This is a genomic window from Lentzea aerocolonigenes (genome assembly GCF_000974445.1).
Lineage (GTDB): Bacteria > Actinomycetota > Actinomycetes > Mycobacteriales > Pseudonocardiaceae > Lentzea > Lentzea aerocolonigenes.
Window position 1 is genome coordinate 38,306 of record NZ_BBOJ01000040.1, and the last position, 16,277, is coordinate 54,582.

16 protein-coding genes are annotated in these 16,277 nt (G+C 69.7%); 11 read left to right on the forward strand and 5 right to left on the reverse strand.

Annotation, left to right across the window (positions count from 1 at the left end; genetic code table 11):
- The first annotated feature begins 37 nt into the window (after nucleotides 1–37).
- From AOM45_RS47065 to AOM45_RS47080, 4 genes are all read left to right on the forward strand, one after another.
- On the forward strand, nucleotides 38–496 hold the full coding sequence (locus AOM45_RS47065; RefSeq protein WP_030473595.1) for a hypothetical protein: 459 nt from the start codon (nucleotides 38–40) through the stop codon (nucleotides 494–496).
- A 10-nt stretch (nucleotides 497–506) separates the two neighbouring features.
- Nucleotides 507–815, forward strand: coding sequence for a sunset domain-containing protein (locus AOM45_RS47070; protein ID WP_030473594.1), 309 nt, complete (start codon nucleotides 507–509; stop codon nucleotides 813–815).
- 9 nt (nucleotides 816–824) lie between these two features.
- Nucleotides 825–1,319 carry a G/U mismatch-specific DNA glycosylase gene (gene mug / locus AOM45_RS47075; RefSeq protein ID WP_030473593.1) on the forward strand — a complete coding sequence of 165 codons (495 nt, stop codon included), beginning with the start codon at nucleotides 825–827 and terminating at the stop codon, nucleotides 1,317–1,319.
- Nucleotides 1,320–1,512: 193 nt separating this feature from the next.
- Nucleotides 1,513–4,341, forward strand: coding sequence for an AfsR/SARP family transcriptional regulator (locus tag AOM45_RS47080; RefSeq protein ID WP_051784757.1), 2,829 nt, complete (start codon nucleotides 1,513–1,515; stop codon nucleotides 4,339–4,341).
- On the opposite strand, the gene AOM45_RS47085 is transcribed toward AOM45_RS47080, so the two are convergent.
- Nucleotides 4,342–4,893: a hypothetical protein gene (locus AOM45_RS47085; protein WP_051784756.1), complete on the reverse strand. Its 552-nt coding sequence runs from the start codon at nucleotides 4,891–4,893 to the stop codon at nucleotides 4,342–4,344.
- 147 nt (nucleotides 4,894–5,040) lie between these two features.
- Here AOM45_RS47085 and AOM45_RS47090 point away from each other — a divergent pair, with 147 nt between their 5' ends.
- The 4 genes from AOM45_RS47090 (at nucleotide 5,041) to AOM45_RS47105 (ending at nucleotide 7,474) form a co-directional block, all read left to right on the forward strand.
- Complete coding sequence (locus AOM45_RS47090; protein ID WP_030473590.1) at nucleotides 5,041–5,508, forward strand: hypothetical protein; 468 nt, start codon at nucleotides 5,041–5,043, stop codon at nucleotides 5,506–5,508.
- A 46-nt stretch (nucleotides 5,509–5,554) separates the two neighbouring features.
- A complete protein-coding gene (locus AOM45_RS47095; protein ID WP_030473589.1) occupies nucleotides 5,555–6,313 on the forward strand; it encodes an LLM class flavin-dependent oxidoreductase in 759 nt (252 codons plus the stop codon).
- A 75-nt stretch (nucleotides 6,314–6,388) separates the two neighbouring features.
- On the forward strand, nucleotides 6,389–7,018 hold the full coding sequence (locus tag AOM45_RS47100; RefSeq protein ID WP_169792654.1) for an SNIPE associated domain-containing protein: 630 nt from the start codon (nucleotides 6,389–6,391) through the stop codon (nucleotides 7,016–7,018).
- 21 nt (nucleotides 7,019–7,039) lie between these two features.
- Nucleotides 7,040–7,474 (forward strand): SRPBCC family protein, encoded by a 435-nt coding sequence (locus tag AOM45_RS47105; RefSeq protein ID WP_030473587.1) that lies wholly within the window; start codon nucleotides 7,040–7,042, stop codon nucleotides 7,472–7,474.
- Here the strand turns inward: AOM45_RS47105 and AOM45_RS47110 are convergent.
- From AOM45_RS47110 to AOM45_RS47120, 3 genes are read right to left on the reverse strand one after another with little or no spacing between them, the layout of a single operon-like run.
- Nucleotides 7,468–9,006: a phytoene desaturase family protein gene (locus AOM45_RS47110; protein ID WP_030473586.1), complete on the reverse strand. Its 1,539-nt coding sequence runs from the start codon at nucleotides 9,004–9,006 to the stop codon at nucleotides 7,468–7,470. The genes AOM45_RS47105 and AOM45_RS47110 overlap by 7 nt on opposite strands.
- Nucleotides 9,003–9,866, reverse strand: coding sequence for an NAD-dependent epimerase/dehydratase family protein (locus tag AOM45_RS47115; RefSeq protein ID WP_035913860.1), 864 nt, complete (start codon nucleotides 9,864–9,866; stop codon nucleotides 9,003–9,005). The genes AOM45_RS47110 and AOM45_RS47115 overlap by 4 nt, the downstream gene beginning before the upstream one ends.
- Nucleotides 9,863–10,402 carry a hemerythrin domain-containing protein gene (locus tag AOM45_RS47120; RefSeq protein WP_030473584.1) on the reverse strand — a complete coding sequence of 180 codons (540 nt, stop codon included), beginning with the start codon at nucleotides 10,400–10,402 and terminating at the stop codon, nucleotides 9,863–9,865. The genes AOM45_RS47115 and AOM45_RS47120 overlap by 4 nt, the downstream gene beginning before the upstream one ends.
- A 211-nt stretch (nucleotides 10,403–10,613) precedes the next feature.
- On the opposite strand from AOM45_RS47120, the gene AOM45_RS47125 reads away from it, so the two are divergent.
- Nucleotides 10,614–11,852, forward strand: coding sequence for an ABC transporter substrate-binding protein (locus AOM45_RS47125; protein ID WP_030473583.1), 1,239 nt, complete (start codon nucleotides 10,614–10,616; stop codon nucleotides 11,850–11,852).
- Between the two features lie 54 nt (nucleotides 11,853–11,906).
- On the opposite strand, the gene AOM45_RS47130 is transcribed toward AOM45_RS47125, so the two are convergent.
- Nucleotides 11,907–14,231, reverse strand: coding sequence for a Tex family protein (locus AOM45_RS47130; RefSeq protein WP_030473582.1), 2,325 nt, complete (start codon nucleotides 14,229–14,231; stop codon nucleotides 11,907–11,909).
- Nucleotides 14,232–14,279: 48 nt separating this feature from the next.
- On the opposite strand from AOM45_RS47130, the gene AOM45_RS47135 reads away from it, so the two are divergent.
- Both AOM45_RS47135 and AOM45_RS47140 read left to right on the forward strand, forming a co-directional pair.
- Nucleotides 14,280–15,371 carry an alkaline phosphatase family protein gene (locus AOM45_RS47135; RefSeq protein WP_236704091.1) on the forward strand — a complete coding sequence of 364 codons (1,092 nt, stop codon included), beginning with the start codon at nucleotides 14,280–14,282 and terminating at the stop codon, nucleotides 15,369–15,371.
- Between the two features lie 120 nt (nucleotides 15,372–15,491).
- Nucleotides 15,492–16,277: transposase (locus tag AOM45_RS47140; RefSeq protein WP_174517981.1), on the forward strand; the 786-nt coding region annotated here is incomplete at its 3' end.

Consider the following 16,277-nt stretch of genomic DNA (forward strand, 5'->3'; position numbering starts at 1 on the left):
GTGGCATGGAGTCGCCCGGATGAGATAGGTCAGGCGCGTGCAGTTGCTGCAACGCGTCTTCGTCGGCGCCCTCGTCGTGCCGGCGTTGCTCGCCACGGCGGGCCTCGCGGCCCATCCCGCGCCCGACGTGACGCCCGGCCACCTGGTGATCGCGGTGCGCTCGGCGGAGATCGTGCTGGCCGGCACCGCGGGAACGGCGGGCGAGCGCCAGGAGGTCGTGGACGCCGTGCGCGCGCTGACCGCGGCCCACCGGATCACCGACATGATCACCCCCGACGAGGGTGAACGCATGCCCGTCCCGCCGGACGTGGCCGCCGCACTGCTCGAGGCGGTGCTGGACCAGGGCGTCACCGACTTCACCGGCGTGGTCCACAAAGGACACCTGACCGCCTCGGCGCGCGTGGCGGACCCCGAACGCGCGGGCTCGCTGAGCGACGCCCTGCGCGCCGCCGCCCCGGGCCTGCGCGTCGACGAGGACTTCACGACTACGGGCTAGGAGCTGTTCGGTGTTCGGGTTCTTCTTCCAGATGTTCCTGCTGTGCGCGGGCGCGTTCCTGGCCGGCGTGCTGCTGACGTGGCTGACGATGAGGCCGCGGGACACCTCCCCCGAGGCGCCGCTGTCGATCATGGAGGAGCCGGTCGCGGCCGTGCCCACGATCAAGGCGAACTCGCGGACGATGATGTACCACACGCCGGAGTCGCCGTACTACAAGCGGATGAAGGGCGACGCGTTCTTCCACTCGCCGGAGGACGCGCGGAGGGCGGGCTACACGATGTGGACGCCGCGGCCGCGGGTGCCGGTGTCGTCGTCGTAAGCTCGGCCCGTGATTGCCGACGTGATCAAGCCCGGCCTCGACGTGCTCTTCTGCGGCATCAACCCCGGCCTCGTGTCGGAGGCGACCGGGCACCACTTCGCGCGGCCGGGAAACCGGTTCTGGCCCGCGCTGCATTTGTCCGGTTTCACCCCCAGGCGGTTCGCGCCCGCCGAACAGGAAGGCCTGCTCGAACTGGGGCTCGGCATCACCAACGTCGTCGCGCGGCCGAGTGCCAAGGCCGACGAATTAACAATTGACGAACTGAAAGCGGGCGGGGTCGAGCTCGCCGAAAAAGTCGAGCGGTATTCGCCTGGAGTTCTGGCGGTGCTGGGCGTGACGGTGTACCGGGCCGCCTTCGGGCGCAAGAAGGCGCAGGTCGGGCCGCAGCAGGACACGGTAGGTGGGGCTCGGGTGTGGTTGTTGCCCAATCCGAGCGGGTTGAACGCGCACTGGCAGCTGCCCGCGCTGGCCGAGGAGTTCGCGAGGCTCAAAGCGAGCCTGTAGAAATCGCAACAAAGGTTCACATTCATGCCCACTGAAAGTGGGCTGGACGGAGTGTTCTCTGGTCTGGTTGCATCCAGCTCTGCGTCCATTCGAGTGGCCCTCACCCCAAAGCGGAACCGGGTACGCCGGGCTGCGTCAGTATTTGGCAATACCGCGCAGAACTTGGTGAATCATCAACACTGGTGGGGGCGCAGTGGAGGTCAGGATTCTGGGGCCGGTCGAGCCGTCCGTGCCGCCGAAGCCCGCGCAGATCTTAGCCGTCTTGGCGGTCGAGTGCGGGAAGATCGTTCCGGTCGACCGGCTCATCGATCTCATCTGGGGTGAGGAGCCGCCGCCCCAGGCGCGGAAGTCGCTGCAGGTGCACATCTCCAGCCTGCGCAGGGCCGGGTTGCCGGTCGAGCACCGGGCCGCCGGGTACGTCCTCAACGCCGAACCCGAGGACGTCGACCTGCACGCGTTCCGCAGGCTGGTCGCGCAGGCGGGTGAGGAGACCGACCTCAAGGTCAAGGCCGAGGCGCTCGGGCAGGCGCTGCGGTTGTGGCGCGGCACGCCGGTGGTGTTCGCGCAGACGCTCGACGTGCAACGGCTCGCCGCCGCCGAGATGTGGGTGGACGCGGAGCTGGCGCTGGGGCGCCACGCCGAGCTCGTCGAGAGGCTCGGGGCGTTCGTGAGCGAGTACCCGCTGGCCGAACGGCTGCGCGGGCAGCTCATGACGGCGCTCGCCAGGGCCGGGCGGCGGGCCGACGCGATGCGCGTGTTCCGGGAGACGCGCAAGGTCCTCGTCGACGAGCTGGGTGTGGAGCCCGGCGAGCAGCTCCAGCAGCTCTACCGCGACGTCCTGGAGGGCGCGCGGGACAGCCGGCGCAACTACCTGCCGCGCGACGCCGGTGACTTCACCGGGCGCGACGGCGAGCTCGGGAGGCTGCTCGACAGCGACGGCGGCGTCTGGTGGATCGAAGGGCCCGCGGGGGTCGGCAAGTCGGCGCTGGCCGTGCACGCGGCGCACCGGCTGGCGGACCGGTACCCGGACGGGCAGCTGTTCGTCGACCTGCACTCGCCGTCTGGGGCGCTGGACGCGTTGCTGCGCGCGATGGACGTGCCGAGCGAGCGGATCCCGGAGTCCGCTGAGGAACGCGCGGCGCTGTGGCGGGCCACGGTCGGCGGGCGGCGCGTGGTGATCGTGCTGGACGGCGTCACGAGCGTGTCGCAGGTCAGGCCGCTGCTGCCCGGCAGTCCCGGCTGCCTGACGCTGATCACGAGTCGCAGCAGGCTGTCCGCGCTCGAAGGCGTGCGCCGGATCCCGCTGGACGTGCTGAGCGGCGACGAGGCCGTCACCCTCCTCAAGCGCATCCTCGGCGACGACCGGGTGGCGGACGAGCCGGACCAGGCCAGGGAGGTCGCGCGGCTGTGCGGGTACCTGCCGCTCGCGGTGCGGATCACCGGCGCGCGGCTGGCGGGACGGGCGCACTGGCCGGTCTCGAAGCTCGTCAGACGGCTCTCCGACGAGCGGTCGAGACTCGACGAGCTGGTCGCGGACGACCTCGCCGTGCGGTCCAGTCTGGAGCTGACGTACCGGGCGCTCGACGAGAACGTCCGCGGCGCCTACCGGATCTTCGGGTTCCTCGGGCTGCCCGAGGTACCGAGCTTCCTGTGGGCGCACCTGCTCGACGAGGACGTGCTCGACCAGCTCGTCGACGCACGGCTGCTCGACGTCATCGGCAGCGCGCGGTACCGGATGCACGAGCTGGTGCGGCTGCACGCCCGTGAGCTCGCGGAAGCCGAAGACCCGCAACACGAACGCGAGGACCTCGTCCGCAGGGCCGTGGTCGCCGCGCTGTCCACTGTGGACGGGCTCACCGAGCAGCTCTTCCTCGCCGTGCCGCGCATGCAGGACTCGCTGGGGATCGTGGCCTCCGCCGCGCGCCCGACCGACAAGGACGCCTGGTTCGCGCGCGAGGAGTCGCTGCTCGTCAAGCTCGTCGAACGCGCCGCGGAACTGGATCTCGCGGAGATGGCGTGCCAGCTCGCGGAGGTGCTGGTCTTCGCGTGGTTCGGGCTCAGAAACCGGTACGAGGCCTGGGAAAGAACGCACAGGGCGGCACTGGAAGCCGTGTGGCGGACCGGCGACCTGAGACTCGAGGCGGTGCTGCGGTGCAGTCTCGGGCAGATGCACTACAAGCGCGACAACCTGGCCGACGCGCGGTCGTGGTTCGACACCGCGAAGACGTTGTTCGTCAACCTGGGCGACAAGCGCGGTGAAGCCGTCGCGATGAACGGCATCGGCATGGTCTGCCGGGACGTCGGCGACTACCCGTGCGCGCTGGAGGCGTTGGGCAGGGCCCGCGAGCTGCTGGAGTCGCACGATCCCGAGGGGGTCGGGCACGCGCTGTACGGAATCGGCTCCATCAAACGAGAACTCGGCGACGACGAGGGGGCGTTCGACACGCTCGCGCACGCGGAGTCCGTGTACCGCGAGGCGCGCAGCAGGAGAGGTGAGGCGCTCGCCGCCCGCGGGATCGGGCTCGTGCACCGAGCCCGCGGCGAGCTGGACCTGGCGGAGGAGCACATCGTGCGCGCCCACGAGATGGTCGCGGGCACCGGTGACGAGCTGCTCGGCTGCTACACCGCCCAGGCGTGGGCGAAGGTATTGCTGCGCAAGGGTGTCCTCGACCCGGCGGAGGAGCTGATCCACACCGCGCTGAACGGCTGCCGCGACGTCGGCGACCGGTTCGGCGAGGCGCTCGTCCGCCGCACGCTGGGGGAGTGGCGGCTCGCGGCCGGCGACCACCCCGGTGCCCGCGTCGCGCTGACCGAGGTGCTCACGTGGTTCCACGACCTCGGCCTGCCGTTGTGGCGGGCGCGCACCCTCCGGGACCTCGGAGCGGTCCACGCCTGCACGGGGGACGTCGCAGGCGCGGACCGCTGCTGGGACGAGGCCGCGGGGATCTTCGCCCGGCTGGGCACCAGGGAGGTGGGGGAAGTGCGCACCTGGCACGCCCAGTGGGGCCTCGCGATCAGCTGATCAGCCGCTGATCTTCTTGTACTTCCACGGGGCGTAGCCACCGTCCTTGAGCGAAGCGATCGAGATGGACTCGTGGTCCATGTCGTCGCGGGTGTTGCCCTCTTCGTAGATCCACACGGAGGTGTGCGCGCTGTTGGCCCACTTCTCGAACAGCTTGACGTGACCGTTGCGCAGGATCATGTCACCCGGCTTGAGGTTGGCCCACGAGATCTTCGTGGCGACCTCGTCCAAAGTGGACGTGGTGCGGCTGGACGTCAGCTTCCACGCCATCGACACGAAGCCCGAGCAGTCCTGGCGGTACTTCTTGCCGTGGTTGACGTCCCACGTGTAGGCGCTCTGCGAGTACGGAACCTTGCGGTCCCACCAGTCCTTGGCCCGCTTCATGACCTCGGTGCGGGTGATCGTGCCGCCGTAGCCGGCAGCCGCCTGCTCCTGGGAGATGGGCGTCTCCTGCTCGGCGGGACCCTCGGGCATCGCGTGGGCGATGCCGGAGATGCCGGACAGCAGTCCGAGCGAGAGTGCGGTCGCCGCGACGGCGTGGCGAATGCGCATCGTTGTTGCTCCGATCGACTTGCCTCGTTGGTGACGACCGGAACTGTCCAGGGCAGCGCCAAAGATCGGCCAAAGGTCGATTTAGGCGTCTCTTTACCGGTGGTTCCTACCTTTTGCCGCACTTCGGTTTGGGCATAAGGAGAGAGCATGTTCGTTCGCACGATCGCTGCTGTGATCGCGATGTTCGCCGCTCTGCTGATGGGGGCGTCCGTCGCCTCGGCGGCGCCGGCCAAGTACACCCACGCGCAGGCGACGGCGCAGCTGAGCGCCGCCGGCATCTCGTGGACCTCGAGCGGTGGGTGCAGTGACCGCAACCGTCCGAACTGCACCTCGTTCGAGCAGATCAACCAGACGACCATCGCGGGAGCCAAGACGTTCAAGCGCGCGTCGGGCTGTGCGCTGACCATCACCGGCGGCACCGAGACGGGCCACGCGTCGGGCACCTACTCGCACTGGAACGGCTACAAGGTCGACTACCGGCTGTCGAGCTGCGTCACCAACTACATCACCGGGACCTTCACGTCCATCGGTGGCAACAAGTGGAAGTCGGCCGCGGGCAACATCTACTACCGCGAGTCGAACCACTGGGACGTCACGTACCACAGCGCCGGCTGACCCAACTCTGTTGCTGAAGCGCGGTGGGGCCGGTAGTAGTGGACGAGTGACCACACTCGGCGCTGTCTACCGGCCCCAGCTCCCGCCCGAGAACCTGCGTTCCGTCGTCCTCGCCGCCGAGGAGTCCGGTGTGGACTCCCTGTGGCTGTGGGAGGACTGCTTCCTGGAGAGCGGTATCGCCTGTGCCTCAGCGGCTCTGGCGTGGACGGAACGGTTGAAGGTCGGCGTCGGGCTGCTGCCGGTGCCGCTGCGCAACGTCGCGCTGACCGCGATGGAGGCGGCGACGCTGGACCGGTTGTTCCCCGGCCGCGTCACGATCGGCGTGGGCCACGGCGTGCAGGACTGGATGGGTCAGGTCGGCGCGCGGGCGTCGTCGCCGCTCACGCTCCTGCGCGAGTACACGCTCGCACTCAAGGCGCTCCTGGCCGGTGAGCGCGTCACCACGTCCGGCCGGTACGTGAACCTGACCGGTGTGGCGCTGGACTGGCCGCCCGCCGCGCCGATGCCGATCTACGTGGGCGGGCTCGGCATGAAGACCCTGGACCTCGCCGGAGAGGTCGGTGACGGCACGATCCTCGACGCCTCCGCCGATCTCGACCGGGTGCGGACGATCAGGTCGTCCCGCGAGCACCCCGTGATCGTCTACGTGGAGACGGACTCGCGCGACCGCGCGTTCGTCACGGATCTCGTCTCGTCGGTGGCCGAGGCGGGCGCTACCAGCGTGATCTTGCAGCAGTCGGCAACGAGCGAGGACCCCGAAGGGTTCGTTCGATTCGTCGGTTCACTCGATGGGGTGGGTGCATAGCGCGGTAGATAACGGCGGATACCTCCTTGCGATGGAACGGTCATGGGCCTTTCGTCGCTGTTCGGGGAGGTAGACATGCTCGGGCGCAAGAACCGCCGGATCGCTGAGCTGGAGCAGGCCGTCGAGGGCCTGCAGGAGCTTCTCGCTCGAATCGGTGACGCCCGAACAGCGCAGGACAACGCGCTGGAAGAGGTCGACCGCGCGGGCGCCGAGCTCGTCGCGTTGCGGCACCGGATCAAGAACGCCCGTGCCGAACTCCAGCCGTTGAAGGAAGAACTCACCTTCCAGCGCGCCGGTGTCTTCCGCACCGACGCCGCCGCGGACCACCAGGCCCAGCTCGACCTGATCCACGGCGAGATGAAGACGCTGATCAAGACCGGCGCCGCGGTCGAAGGTGGCGGGCAGGTCACCTACAACGGGTCGGACGCCACCGGGCGCCGGCTCGTCGAGGACTGGTCGGCGCTGATGCTCCGCTCGTACAACTGCGAGGCCGAGAACTGCCTGCGCATGTTGCGAGCCGGTGGCCTGGACGCCGCCCGCAGGCGGCTCGATCGCGCGGCGTCGGCGATCGAGCGGCTCAGCGGCACGTTCGCCCTCCGGATCTCGCCGCGCTACCAGGCGTTGCGGACCTACGAGCTGGAGCTCACCGCCGACCACCTGCAACGCAAGGCCGAAAGCCGCCGCACGCGCCGGATTGCCTCCTGACAGGCGGGGTACCTCCTGGGCGTGGCTGAGGTCTCTCTGAACGTCGAAGCGCCCGTTGACGCCGTGTGGGCCGTGCTCGCCGACGGCTGGTCGTACGCCGGTTGGGTGGTGGGCGCGTCGCACATCCGCGACGTCGACACCGGCTGGCCCAAGCCCGGCACGCGCATCCACCACAGCGTCGGGCCGTGGCCGCTCGTCATCCAGGACACCACCGAGGTGGTGCGCTGCGAGCCGTCGCGGCTGCTGGAGCTGGACGCCCGGCTGTGGCCCGCCGGGGCCGCGCGGATCACGTTCACGCTGGAGGACCGGGGGCAGCTCACGCACGTGCGCATGGCCGAACGCGTGGTGCGCGGTCCGTCGACGCTGCTGCCCGACGTCGTGCAGGACCTGCTGCTGACTCCGCGCAACCGGGAAACGTTGCAGCGCCTCAAAGCGCTGGCGAAGGGTCGTCAGTAGAGAGCGCGTTGTGCGCCCTGGACGAGTGCTTTGTACAGGCCGCCCGCCGCGCCCCAGCGCGCGAGTGCCGCCCGTGCCGCGTTCGCGCCCGCCGCGCCGTGCACGCCGCCGCCCGGCCACGCCGAGGAACCGGTGAGGTAGAGGCGGTCGAACGGGGTGTCCGCGCGGCCGAGACCGGGCACGGGCCGGAAGACCAGCTGCTGGTGGATGGCCGCCGTGCCGCCGTTGACCGAGCCGATGTCCGCCGGGCCCAGCACCGAACGCCCGACGATGCGGGAACGGAAGCCCGGCGCGCGTTCCTCGATCATCAGTTCCATGCGGTCGGCGCGGCGTTTCAGCCGGTCCGGCGTCCAGTTACCGCCCAGCGGCACGTGGGTGTACGCCCAGGCGGCCTCGGTTCCGGCGGGGGAGCGGGTCGGGTCGGTCGTCGTCATCTGGCCCAGGATCATGAACGGGTTGCGCGGCACCTTGCCGCACGCGAGCTCGTGCGCCACGCCGGCCAGGCCGTTGACGTCGCCGCCGAGGTGGATGGTGCCCGCCTGCGCGGCCTCGGGGTTGGTCCACGGGATCGGGCCGGACAGCGCCCAGTCGACCTTGATCGTGTCGCCGTCCCACTGGAACCGCTTCAGGTCCTCGACGAGCTTCGCCGGCAACGCGTCCGCGCCGATCAGGTCCAGGTAGAGCGACGGTGCGGTGACGTCGGCCAGGACTGCGCGGCGTGCGCGCACGACCGACCCATCAGCCAGACGCACGCCAACGGCGACACCGCGCGCGTGGAGCACGTCCGTCACCTTCGCGTTGGTCTCGACGCGCCCGCCGAACCTGCGGACGAGGGACGCGGCCAGCTCACCCGCGCCGCCGCGGGGCACCGGGTTGCCGACGTCCTGCCCGAGCATGGCCAGCAACCAGCCGAAACCCGCGCCACCGGCCTGGTCCGGGCCGAGGTCCGAGTGCATCGTGTTGCCCGCCAACAACACACGAGCGCCTTCACCGGCGAAGAGCTCCTCACCGAGCCGACGCACGGGCTGGGTCAGCAGTCGCGTCAACCGCAACGTGTCGCCGAGACCGAGCGTGCGCAGCAACGACAGGCCACCGCGCACGGGCGGGAAGGGGCGCAACAGCCCGTCCAGCACTCCGTCGCGGACCTGCCGCCAGCGTGCGTACTCGGCCTGCCAGGCCTCGGCGTCCGAGTGTGCGAACGCGCCGACGGACTTCGCGGTGACATCGACGTCACGAGAGAGGAGCGCGACTCGATCGTCTGGCAGCACATGCGCCAGCACGGCCGGTGCGTGCTCCCACTGCACGTCGAGGTTCAACGCGCCGATGACGGGCGAACCGAGGCCAAGGGGGTAGAACGCGCTGTAGACGTCGTTCGTGAATCCGGGCGCGGTCGTCTCGGCGGAGGCGACGGCGCCGCCGGGGGTGGCGCGCTGTTCGAGCACCAGCACGTCCCAGCCCGCGTCCGCCAGCAGCGTGGCGGCGACCAGGCCGTTCGGGCCTGAGCCGATGACGACCGCATCAACCTCGTTCACGCACGCCCTCCCATTGCCATGACGACCTCGCTCAGCACATCACGTGCGTCGTGTCCGGGCCACCATCCCAGATCTTCGTGGGCTCGGGTGGTCCGTACCAGGGGTGCCTGATCGGCCATCCGGACCCACTCCGGGGTGAGCGGCTGCAACCCGAGCTTCGACGTCGCCCCCGCCAGCTTCTCGATCACCGGATACGGCACGGGCAACCGGCCGGCGCCGACGCGTTCAGCGATCATGGGCGCCGTCAGCACCGGCTCGGAGGCGAGGTTGAAGGCGCCCAACGCCTTACGGCGCACTATCTCCACGATCGCGCGCGCCACGTCGTCGGAATGCACGAGCTGCAGACGCAGGCCGTCCCACAACGGGATCGGCAGCCACGGCAGCAACCGCGGTGGGAGCCAGCGGCCGAGCAGCCAGCGCCGCAGCTGTGCCGCGGCGGACGCCTGCCCGATGCCGCACGGCCTGATCACCGTGCACGGCAACGGGTAGCGGCTGATCATCTCCTCCAGTCGCACCTTGTGCGCGCTGTAGGAGCTGCCGGGGATGCCCGTCACCGGCCACGACTCGTCGACCCTGGACCAGCGCGCCGCCGGTGCGTAAGCGGCTACCGACGACGCGCAGACCAGGTGTCCGATCTCTTCTTTGACGCAGGCAGCGAGCACGTGCTCGCTGCCGTCGACGTTCGTCTCGCGGTTCGTCGGTTTGATCGCCCACGCGAGGTGCACCACGACGTCGGCACCGCGGATGGCATCCCGCAACGACGACAGCGCGCGCACGTCCACACCGACGTCCTCGAACTCGATGTGACGTCGTAACGCCGTGCCGACGTTGCCGGAGCCGCCGGTGACGACGATCTTCACCCGAGGACCTTGCGGATGGCGTCACGAGCCTTGTCCACGACGGCCACGACGGGGCCGAGCGCCAGGTTGGCGACCGGGCTCTCGACACCGGGGTGCGGGCGCGTCGGCGCGATCGCCTCGGCGGCCTCCACGGCCTTCGCCATGCGTTCGAGACGTTCCTGGTCGTGCACCTTGCGCAGCAGCGGGAACTCGGCCTGTTCCTCGTGGTCGGCGTGGGCGAGCACGTCGTCGCGCAGCTGCACGAGCAACGTGTCGAAGCCCTCGGCGTCGGGGCCCATGTCGTCCATCGTGCTGAGGAGTTCCTTCGCGCGGTGTTCTTCCGCGACCCGTGCGTCCACGATCGGCTCGCCGCCGTTCACACGTGCCACGGCGGGGTGCACGATCTCCTCCTCCGCCGTCTCGTGGATGGAGAGCAGCCGCACGAGCCGATGCCATGCGTCCTTGCGTTTGTCGCCGGTGGCGGTCTCGACCTCCGCGAAGAGCGTGCGGATGGTCGCGTGTTGCCGGTGCAGCAGCGTGATCACGTCATCAGCCATGCCGTCCGGATACCCGAAATGTGATCGACAACGCCGTATCTCATTTCGTTTGTTGCCGAAGAGCTAGCACACTCCGTAGTCGAACGGTAGTCACATGAACCCAACCGGGCTGTGTTCCGTACCACATAAGTAGGCATTGTGTTACCGATCAACTAATACTGAGCTACCGCTTAGTATGTTCGGCCCTGATCTTTCGACCAAGGACTGCTGCATGCCCTTCCGCCGCCGTGTACTGCCCACCGCCTTAGCGCTCACCGTCCTCGTGGCCGGCTGTGGCGCGAAGGAAGACCAGAAAGTCCAGGTCAAAACCGGACCGGGCGTCACCGACGACAAGATCTCGCTCGGCGTCCTCACCGACCTGACGGGGCCGTTCAAGGCGTCCGCGCTGACCCGCATGAAGGGCTACGAGCTCTACCTGAAGCAGATCAACGACCGCGGGGGCATCTGCGGGCGCAAGGTCGAGATCAAGCAGAAGGACCACGCGTACGACGTGCAGAAGGCGCTCGACGCCTACTTCGAGCTGGAGCCGCAGGTCCTGGGCCTGCTGGAGCTCGCGGGCACGCCGATGACCACGGCGATCGAGCCCGACATCATGCAGACCCGCACGCTGACCGCGCCCGCGTCGTGGTCCGCGTCGCTGCTCGGCAACCCGCACATGATGATCGTGGGCACCACCTACGACCTCGACGTCATCAACGGGCTCGACCACTACAAGCGCCGCGGTGTCATCAAGGAGGGCGACACCGTCGGTCACGTGTACGTCCAGGGCAGCTACGGCGACAACGCGGTCGAGGGCAGTCGGTTCGTCGGCCAGCAGTGGAACATGAAGATCGCCGAGCAGCCCATCGGGGAGACCACGGCCGACCTCGCCCAGCAGATCGGCGCGCTGAAGGCCCAGGGCGCCAAGGCGATCGTGCTGAGCACCGCTCCCGCCCAGACCGCCGCCGCGGTGGGCGTCGCCGCGGCGTTGAAGTGGGACGTGCCGTTCATGGTCAACGTCGTGGGCTACGACCCCGCGCTGCTGGACTCGCCGGTCGCCGCGGCCGTGGAGAAGCAGGTGTCCGTGGTGACGTCGGTGGCGCCGTTCGCCGGCACCCAGCCCGGTCCGCGCGAGGTGGCGGCGGCGTTCAGCAAGAACTACCCCAACGACAAGCCCGCGCTGTACGTCGACCACGGCTACACGGTCGCGAAGGTGTTCCTGTCGGTCGTCGAGAAGGCCTGCAAGAACGGTGACCTCACGCGGGACGGCGTGCTGAAGGCGTTCCACGACACCAACGGCCTGGACACCCAGGGCCTCACCGGCGCCCTGCACTACTCGCTGGTGGGCCGGCCCTCGTCCACCCAGTCGTACATCACCAAGGTCGACAAGTCGGCGCCCGGCGGTCTCACGACCGTCGAGGAGCTGTTCGAGTCCGAGCTGGTGAAGGCCAAGGGCACGCGCGCCAAGTAGGACGCACGAGAAAGGGCCCCTCCCGCGGCGGAAGGGGCCCTTTCTCGTATCTGGCTACTTGCCGAAGCCGGCCTTGCGGAGCGCGTCCGCCATCGAGCCGCTCGCCGGTGGCGGCGAGTTGCGCTGCTGGCCACCGCGCTGCTGCCCACCACCGCGCTGAGGACGGCGGTCGCGGCCGCCACCGCCGCCCTGCTGCTTCGGAGCGGGCTTGCCCGGCTCGTCGGTCAGGCGCAGCGTCAGGCCGATCCGCTTGCGGGCCTCGTCGACCTCCAGCACCTTCACCCGCACCACGTCACCGGACTTCACGACGTCGCGCGGGTCCTTGACGTAGTTGTTGGACAGAGCGGAGATGTGCACGAGACCGTCCTGGTGCACGCCGATGTCCACGAACGCGCCGAACGCGGCCACGTTCGTCACGACACCCTCCAGCACCATGCCGGGCTTGAGGTCGGCGATCTTCTCGACGCCGTCCGCGAAGGTCGCCGTCTTGAACGCCGGGCGCGGGTCGCGACCGGGCTTCTCCAGCTCCTTCAGGATGTCCGTGACGGTCGGCAGGCCGAACTTCTCGTCGACGAACTTCTCCGGCCGCAGCTTCGTGAGCACCGCGGTGTTGCCGATCAGCTCGGCACCCGCCTCCTGCTGCATCTTCCGCACGACCGGGTACGCCTCGGGGTGCACGGAGGACGCGTCGAGCGGTTCGTCACCGCCGCGGATCTTGAGGAAGCCCGCGCACTGCTCGAACGCCTTCGGGCCCAGCCGCGCCACGTCCTTCAGGGCGGTGCGCGTCTTGAACGGACCGTTCTGGTCGCGGTGCAGCACGATGTTCTCCGCGAGACCGGCGGTGATGCCGGAGACGCGGGTCAGCAGCGGCACGGACGCGGTGTTGAGATCCACACCGACCGCGTTGACGCAGTCCTCGACCACCGCGTCGAGCGACCGCGACAGCTTCGACTCCGACAGGTCGTGCTGGTACTGGCCGACACCGATGGACTTCGGGTCGATCTTCACCAGCTCGGCCAGCGGGTCCTGCAGGCGCCGGGCGATCGACACCGCGCCGCGGATCGACACGTCGAGGCCGGGCAGTTCCGACGACGCGTAGGCCGACGCCGAGTAGACCGACGCGCCCGCCTCGGACACGACGATCTTGGTGAGCTTGAGCTCGGGGTGGCGCTTGATCAGGTCGGCGGCGAGCTTGTCGGTCTCGCGCGAGGCGGTGCCGTTGCCGATCGCGATCAGGTCGACGTTGTGCGCCTTGGCCAGCGCCGCGAGCTTCGCGATCGACTCGTCCCAGCGGTTCGCGGGCACGTGCGGCTGGATCACGCCGTGCGCCACGACCTTGCCGGTGGCGTCGACGACCGCGACCTTCACACCGGTGCGGTAGCCGGGGTCGAGGCCCATCGTGGCGCGCGTACCGGCCGGGGCGGCCAGCAGCAGGTCGCGCAGGTTCGAGGCGAAAACCTTCACGGCCTCGTCCTCGGCGAACGACCGCAGGCGTCCGCGCAGGTCGATGCCCAGGTGCACGAGGATCCGGGTCCGCCACGCCCAGCGCACGGTGTCGGTGAGCCACTTGTCGCCCGGCCGGCCGCGGTCGTCGATGCCGAAGCGGGCCGCGATGCGCACCTCGAACGACGACGGGCCGCCCTCCTCGTTCGGCTCCTCCGGCTCGAGGACGAGGTCGAGGACCTCCTCCTTCTCGCCCCGGAACAGCGCGAGGATGCGGTGCGACGGCAGCTTGGCGAAGGGCTCGTCGAACTCGAAGTAGTCGGCGAACTTGGCGCCCTCGGTCTCCTTGCCCTCGCGGACCTTGGAGACGACGCGGCCGCGCGTCCACATCTGCTCGCGCAGCTCGCCGATCAGGTCGCCGTCCTCGCCGAACCGCTCGACCAGGATGGCGCGCGCACCCTGCAGGGCGGCCGCCGCGTCGGCGACCTCCTTGGCCGGGTCGACGAACTTCGCGGCCTCTTCCTGCGGGTTCAGGTTCGGGTCACCCAGAAGTGCGTCGGCCAGCGGTTCGAGACCGGCTTCCTTCGCGATCTGGGCCTTCGTGCGGCGCTTCGGCTTGTACGGCAGGTAGAGGTCCTCGAGCCGCGCCTTGGAGTCGGCGGCGAGGATCTGCGCCTCCAGCGCCTCGTCGAGCTTGCCCTGCTCGCGGATCGAGGTGAGGACGGCCGCCCGGCGCTCCTCCAGCTCACGCAGGTAACCGAGCCGTTCTTCGAGCGTGCGCAGCTGCGCGTCGTCGAGACCGCCGGTCGCCTCCTTGCGGTATCGGGCGACGAACGGGACGGTCGCGCCACCGTCGAGCAGTTCGACAGCAGAGCTGACCTGGCCGGTGGCCACACCGAGCTCGTCAGCGATCTTCTGGTGGATGAGCGTTGTCACAGCGCGCCATTCTGCCCGTTGTCCGTTTCGACGTGGCACGGTGTCCTGGTGACCATCGCCGAGGTCGTCCCCTCACTGCTGTCGGGCCTGGAAGTTCCGGGTGCCGACAACACGTTGGACCTGCCGTCCGCACGGCGTGTCGTGCTGCTGCTCGTGGACGGGCTGGGACACCACCTGCTGCGTGAGCACGCCGAGCACGCCCCGTTCCTGTCGTCGCTGGCCGGCCGGGACATCTCCGTCGGGTTCCCGTCGTCGACGGCCACGAGCCTCGCCTCGGTCGGCACCGGGCTGCTGTCGGGCGAGCACGGCATCGTCGGCTACACGTTCGCGGTCGGGGACGAGGTGCTCAACTCGCTGACCTGGTCGCGCGCCGGCGATCACCACCACGACCTGCGCAAGACGCTCGTGCCCGAGGTCGTGCAGCCGCACCCGACGCTGTTCGAACGCGCGGCGGCGGCCGGGGTGGCGGTCAGCTCGGTCGCGCCCCGCGTCCACGCCGGCAGCGGCCTGACGCGGGCGGTGCTGCGCGGTTCGTGGTACCGCGGTGCCGTGGGCTTCGGCGACCTCGCGCTGGGCGCGGTCGCGGCGGTCCGGCAGGACCGTTCGTTCTGCTACGCCTACCACCCGGACCTCGACACGATCGGGCACTTCTACGGGCCGGGGTCCGAGGAGTGGTTGCTGCAGCTGGAGTTCGTGGACGCGCTCGCCGAACGCATCGCGGCGCGCCTGCCGTCCGGTGCGGTGCTGGTCGTGACGGCCGACCACGGCATGATCACCGCGGACGACCGGATCGACTTCGACACCGAACCCGTGCTGTGGGAGGGAGTTCGCGTGATCGCCGGTGAGCCTCGCGTGCGCTACCTGCACACCGAGAGCGACGAGGTGCTGGACGTGTGGCGGGAGTTCCTCGGCGACCGCGCGGACGTGCTGTCGCGGGAGGAAGCCGTGGCGGCGGGGTGGTTCGGCCCGGTCGGCCCGCTGGCCGTCGACCGCATCGGGGACGTCGTCGTGGCGATGAGGAAGTCCGCCGTGGTCGTGCGCAGCCAGGCCGAACCCGTGCTGAGCAAGCTGACCGGGATGCACGGCTCGCGGACCCCGCAGGAGCTCGCAATCCCGCTGCTCGTCCACTCGGCGCCTTAGCCTCGGGATTTCACCTGATCTGAGGTGACACGCCTCTGAATGCGCGGAAGTGCCTGTCCTGTAAGGAAAACTGGTGTTTGCGAAGACATCAGATACACCGAACAGGAAGGCACTCCGCAGGTGAAGCGTAGCGCAGGTCCGTGTCTGGTTCTTGATCCGGCTCGTGAGTCGTTGGTGTCGTCGGCGGGCGCGGTGTTGCTGCGGCAGACCCTGCGGCTGTCCGGGGCGCAGCGGGCGTTATCGGGCGCGCTGACGCCGTGGCGGGGCCGGCGTGCCACGCATGATCCGGGCAAGATCCTCTGCGATGTCGCGATCGCGGTCGCGCTGGGCGGAGACTGCCTGGCCGATCTCGCCCTCGTGCGCGCCCAGCCGGGGCTGTTCGGCCCTGTGGCCAGCGACCCGACGGTGTCACGGCTGGTCAGCACACTCGCCGCCGACATCGGCGCGTCGCTGGCGGCGATCCGCGCCGCTCGTGCCCAGGCACGGGCGGCGGTATGGGCGCGGCGGCGGCCACTGGCCGGGCGAGCTGGGACCCGTGACGGCGGACTGGTGATCGTGGACATCGACGCGACACTGGTGACCGCGCACTCGGACAAACAACACGCCACCGGCACCCACAAACGGGGTTTCGGGTTCGCGCCGATGTGCGCGTTCGTCGATCACGGCGAGCACGGCACCGGGGAGACCCTGCTCGCCCAGTTGCGGCCGGGCAACGCCTCCCCCTGGAACGCCCGCGACCACATCGAGGCGGTCGATCTGGCGCTGGCCCAGCTACCCGAGACCGAACGGGACCAGGTGCTCATCCGCGCCGACTCCGGCGGATGTTCCCAGGCGCTGCTGCACTATCTCACCGAGCTGGGCCTGGAGTACTCGATCGGGTTTCCCGCCCAGGACGGGGTCAAAGCG

Bases quoted from the DNA above. Each gene is read 5' to 3' on its own strand.
- AOM45_RS47085 (WP_051784756.1), bottom strand. From the start codon at position 4,893: ATGCGCATTCGCCACGCCGTCGCGGCGACCGCACTCTCGCTCGGACTG.
- AOM45_RS47090 (WP_030473590.1), top strand. From the start codon at position 5,041: ATGTTCGTTCGCACGATCGCTGCTGTGATCGCGATGTTCGCCGCTCTG.
- AOM45_RS47100 (WP_169792654.1), top strand. From the start codon at position 6,389: ATGCTCGGGCGCAAGAACCGCCGGATCGCTGAGCTGGAGCAGGCCGTC.
- AOM45_RS47120 (WP_030473584.1), bottom strand. From the start codon at position 10,402: ATGGCTGATGACGTGATCACGCTGCTGCACCGGCAACACGCGACCATC.
- AOM45_RS47125 (WP_030473583.1), top strand. From the start codon at position 10,614: ATGCCCTTCCGCCGCCGTGTACTGCCCACCGCCTTAGCGCTCACCGTC.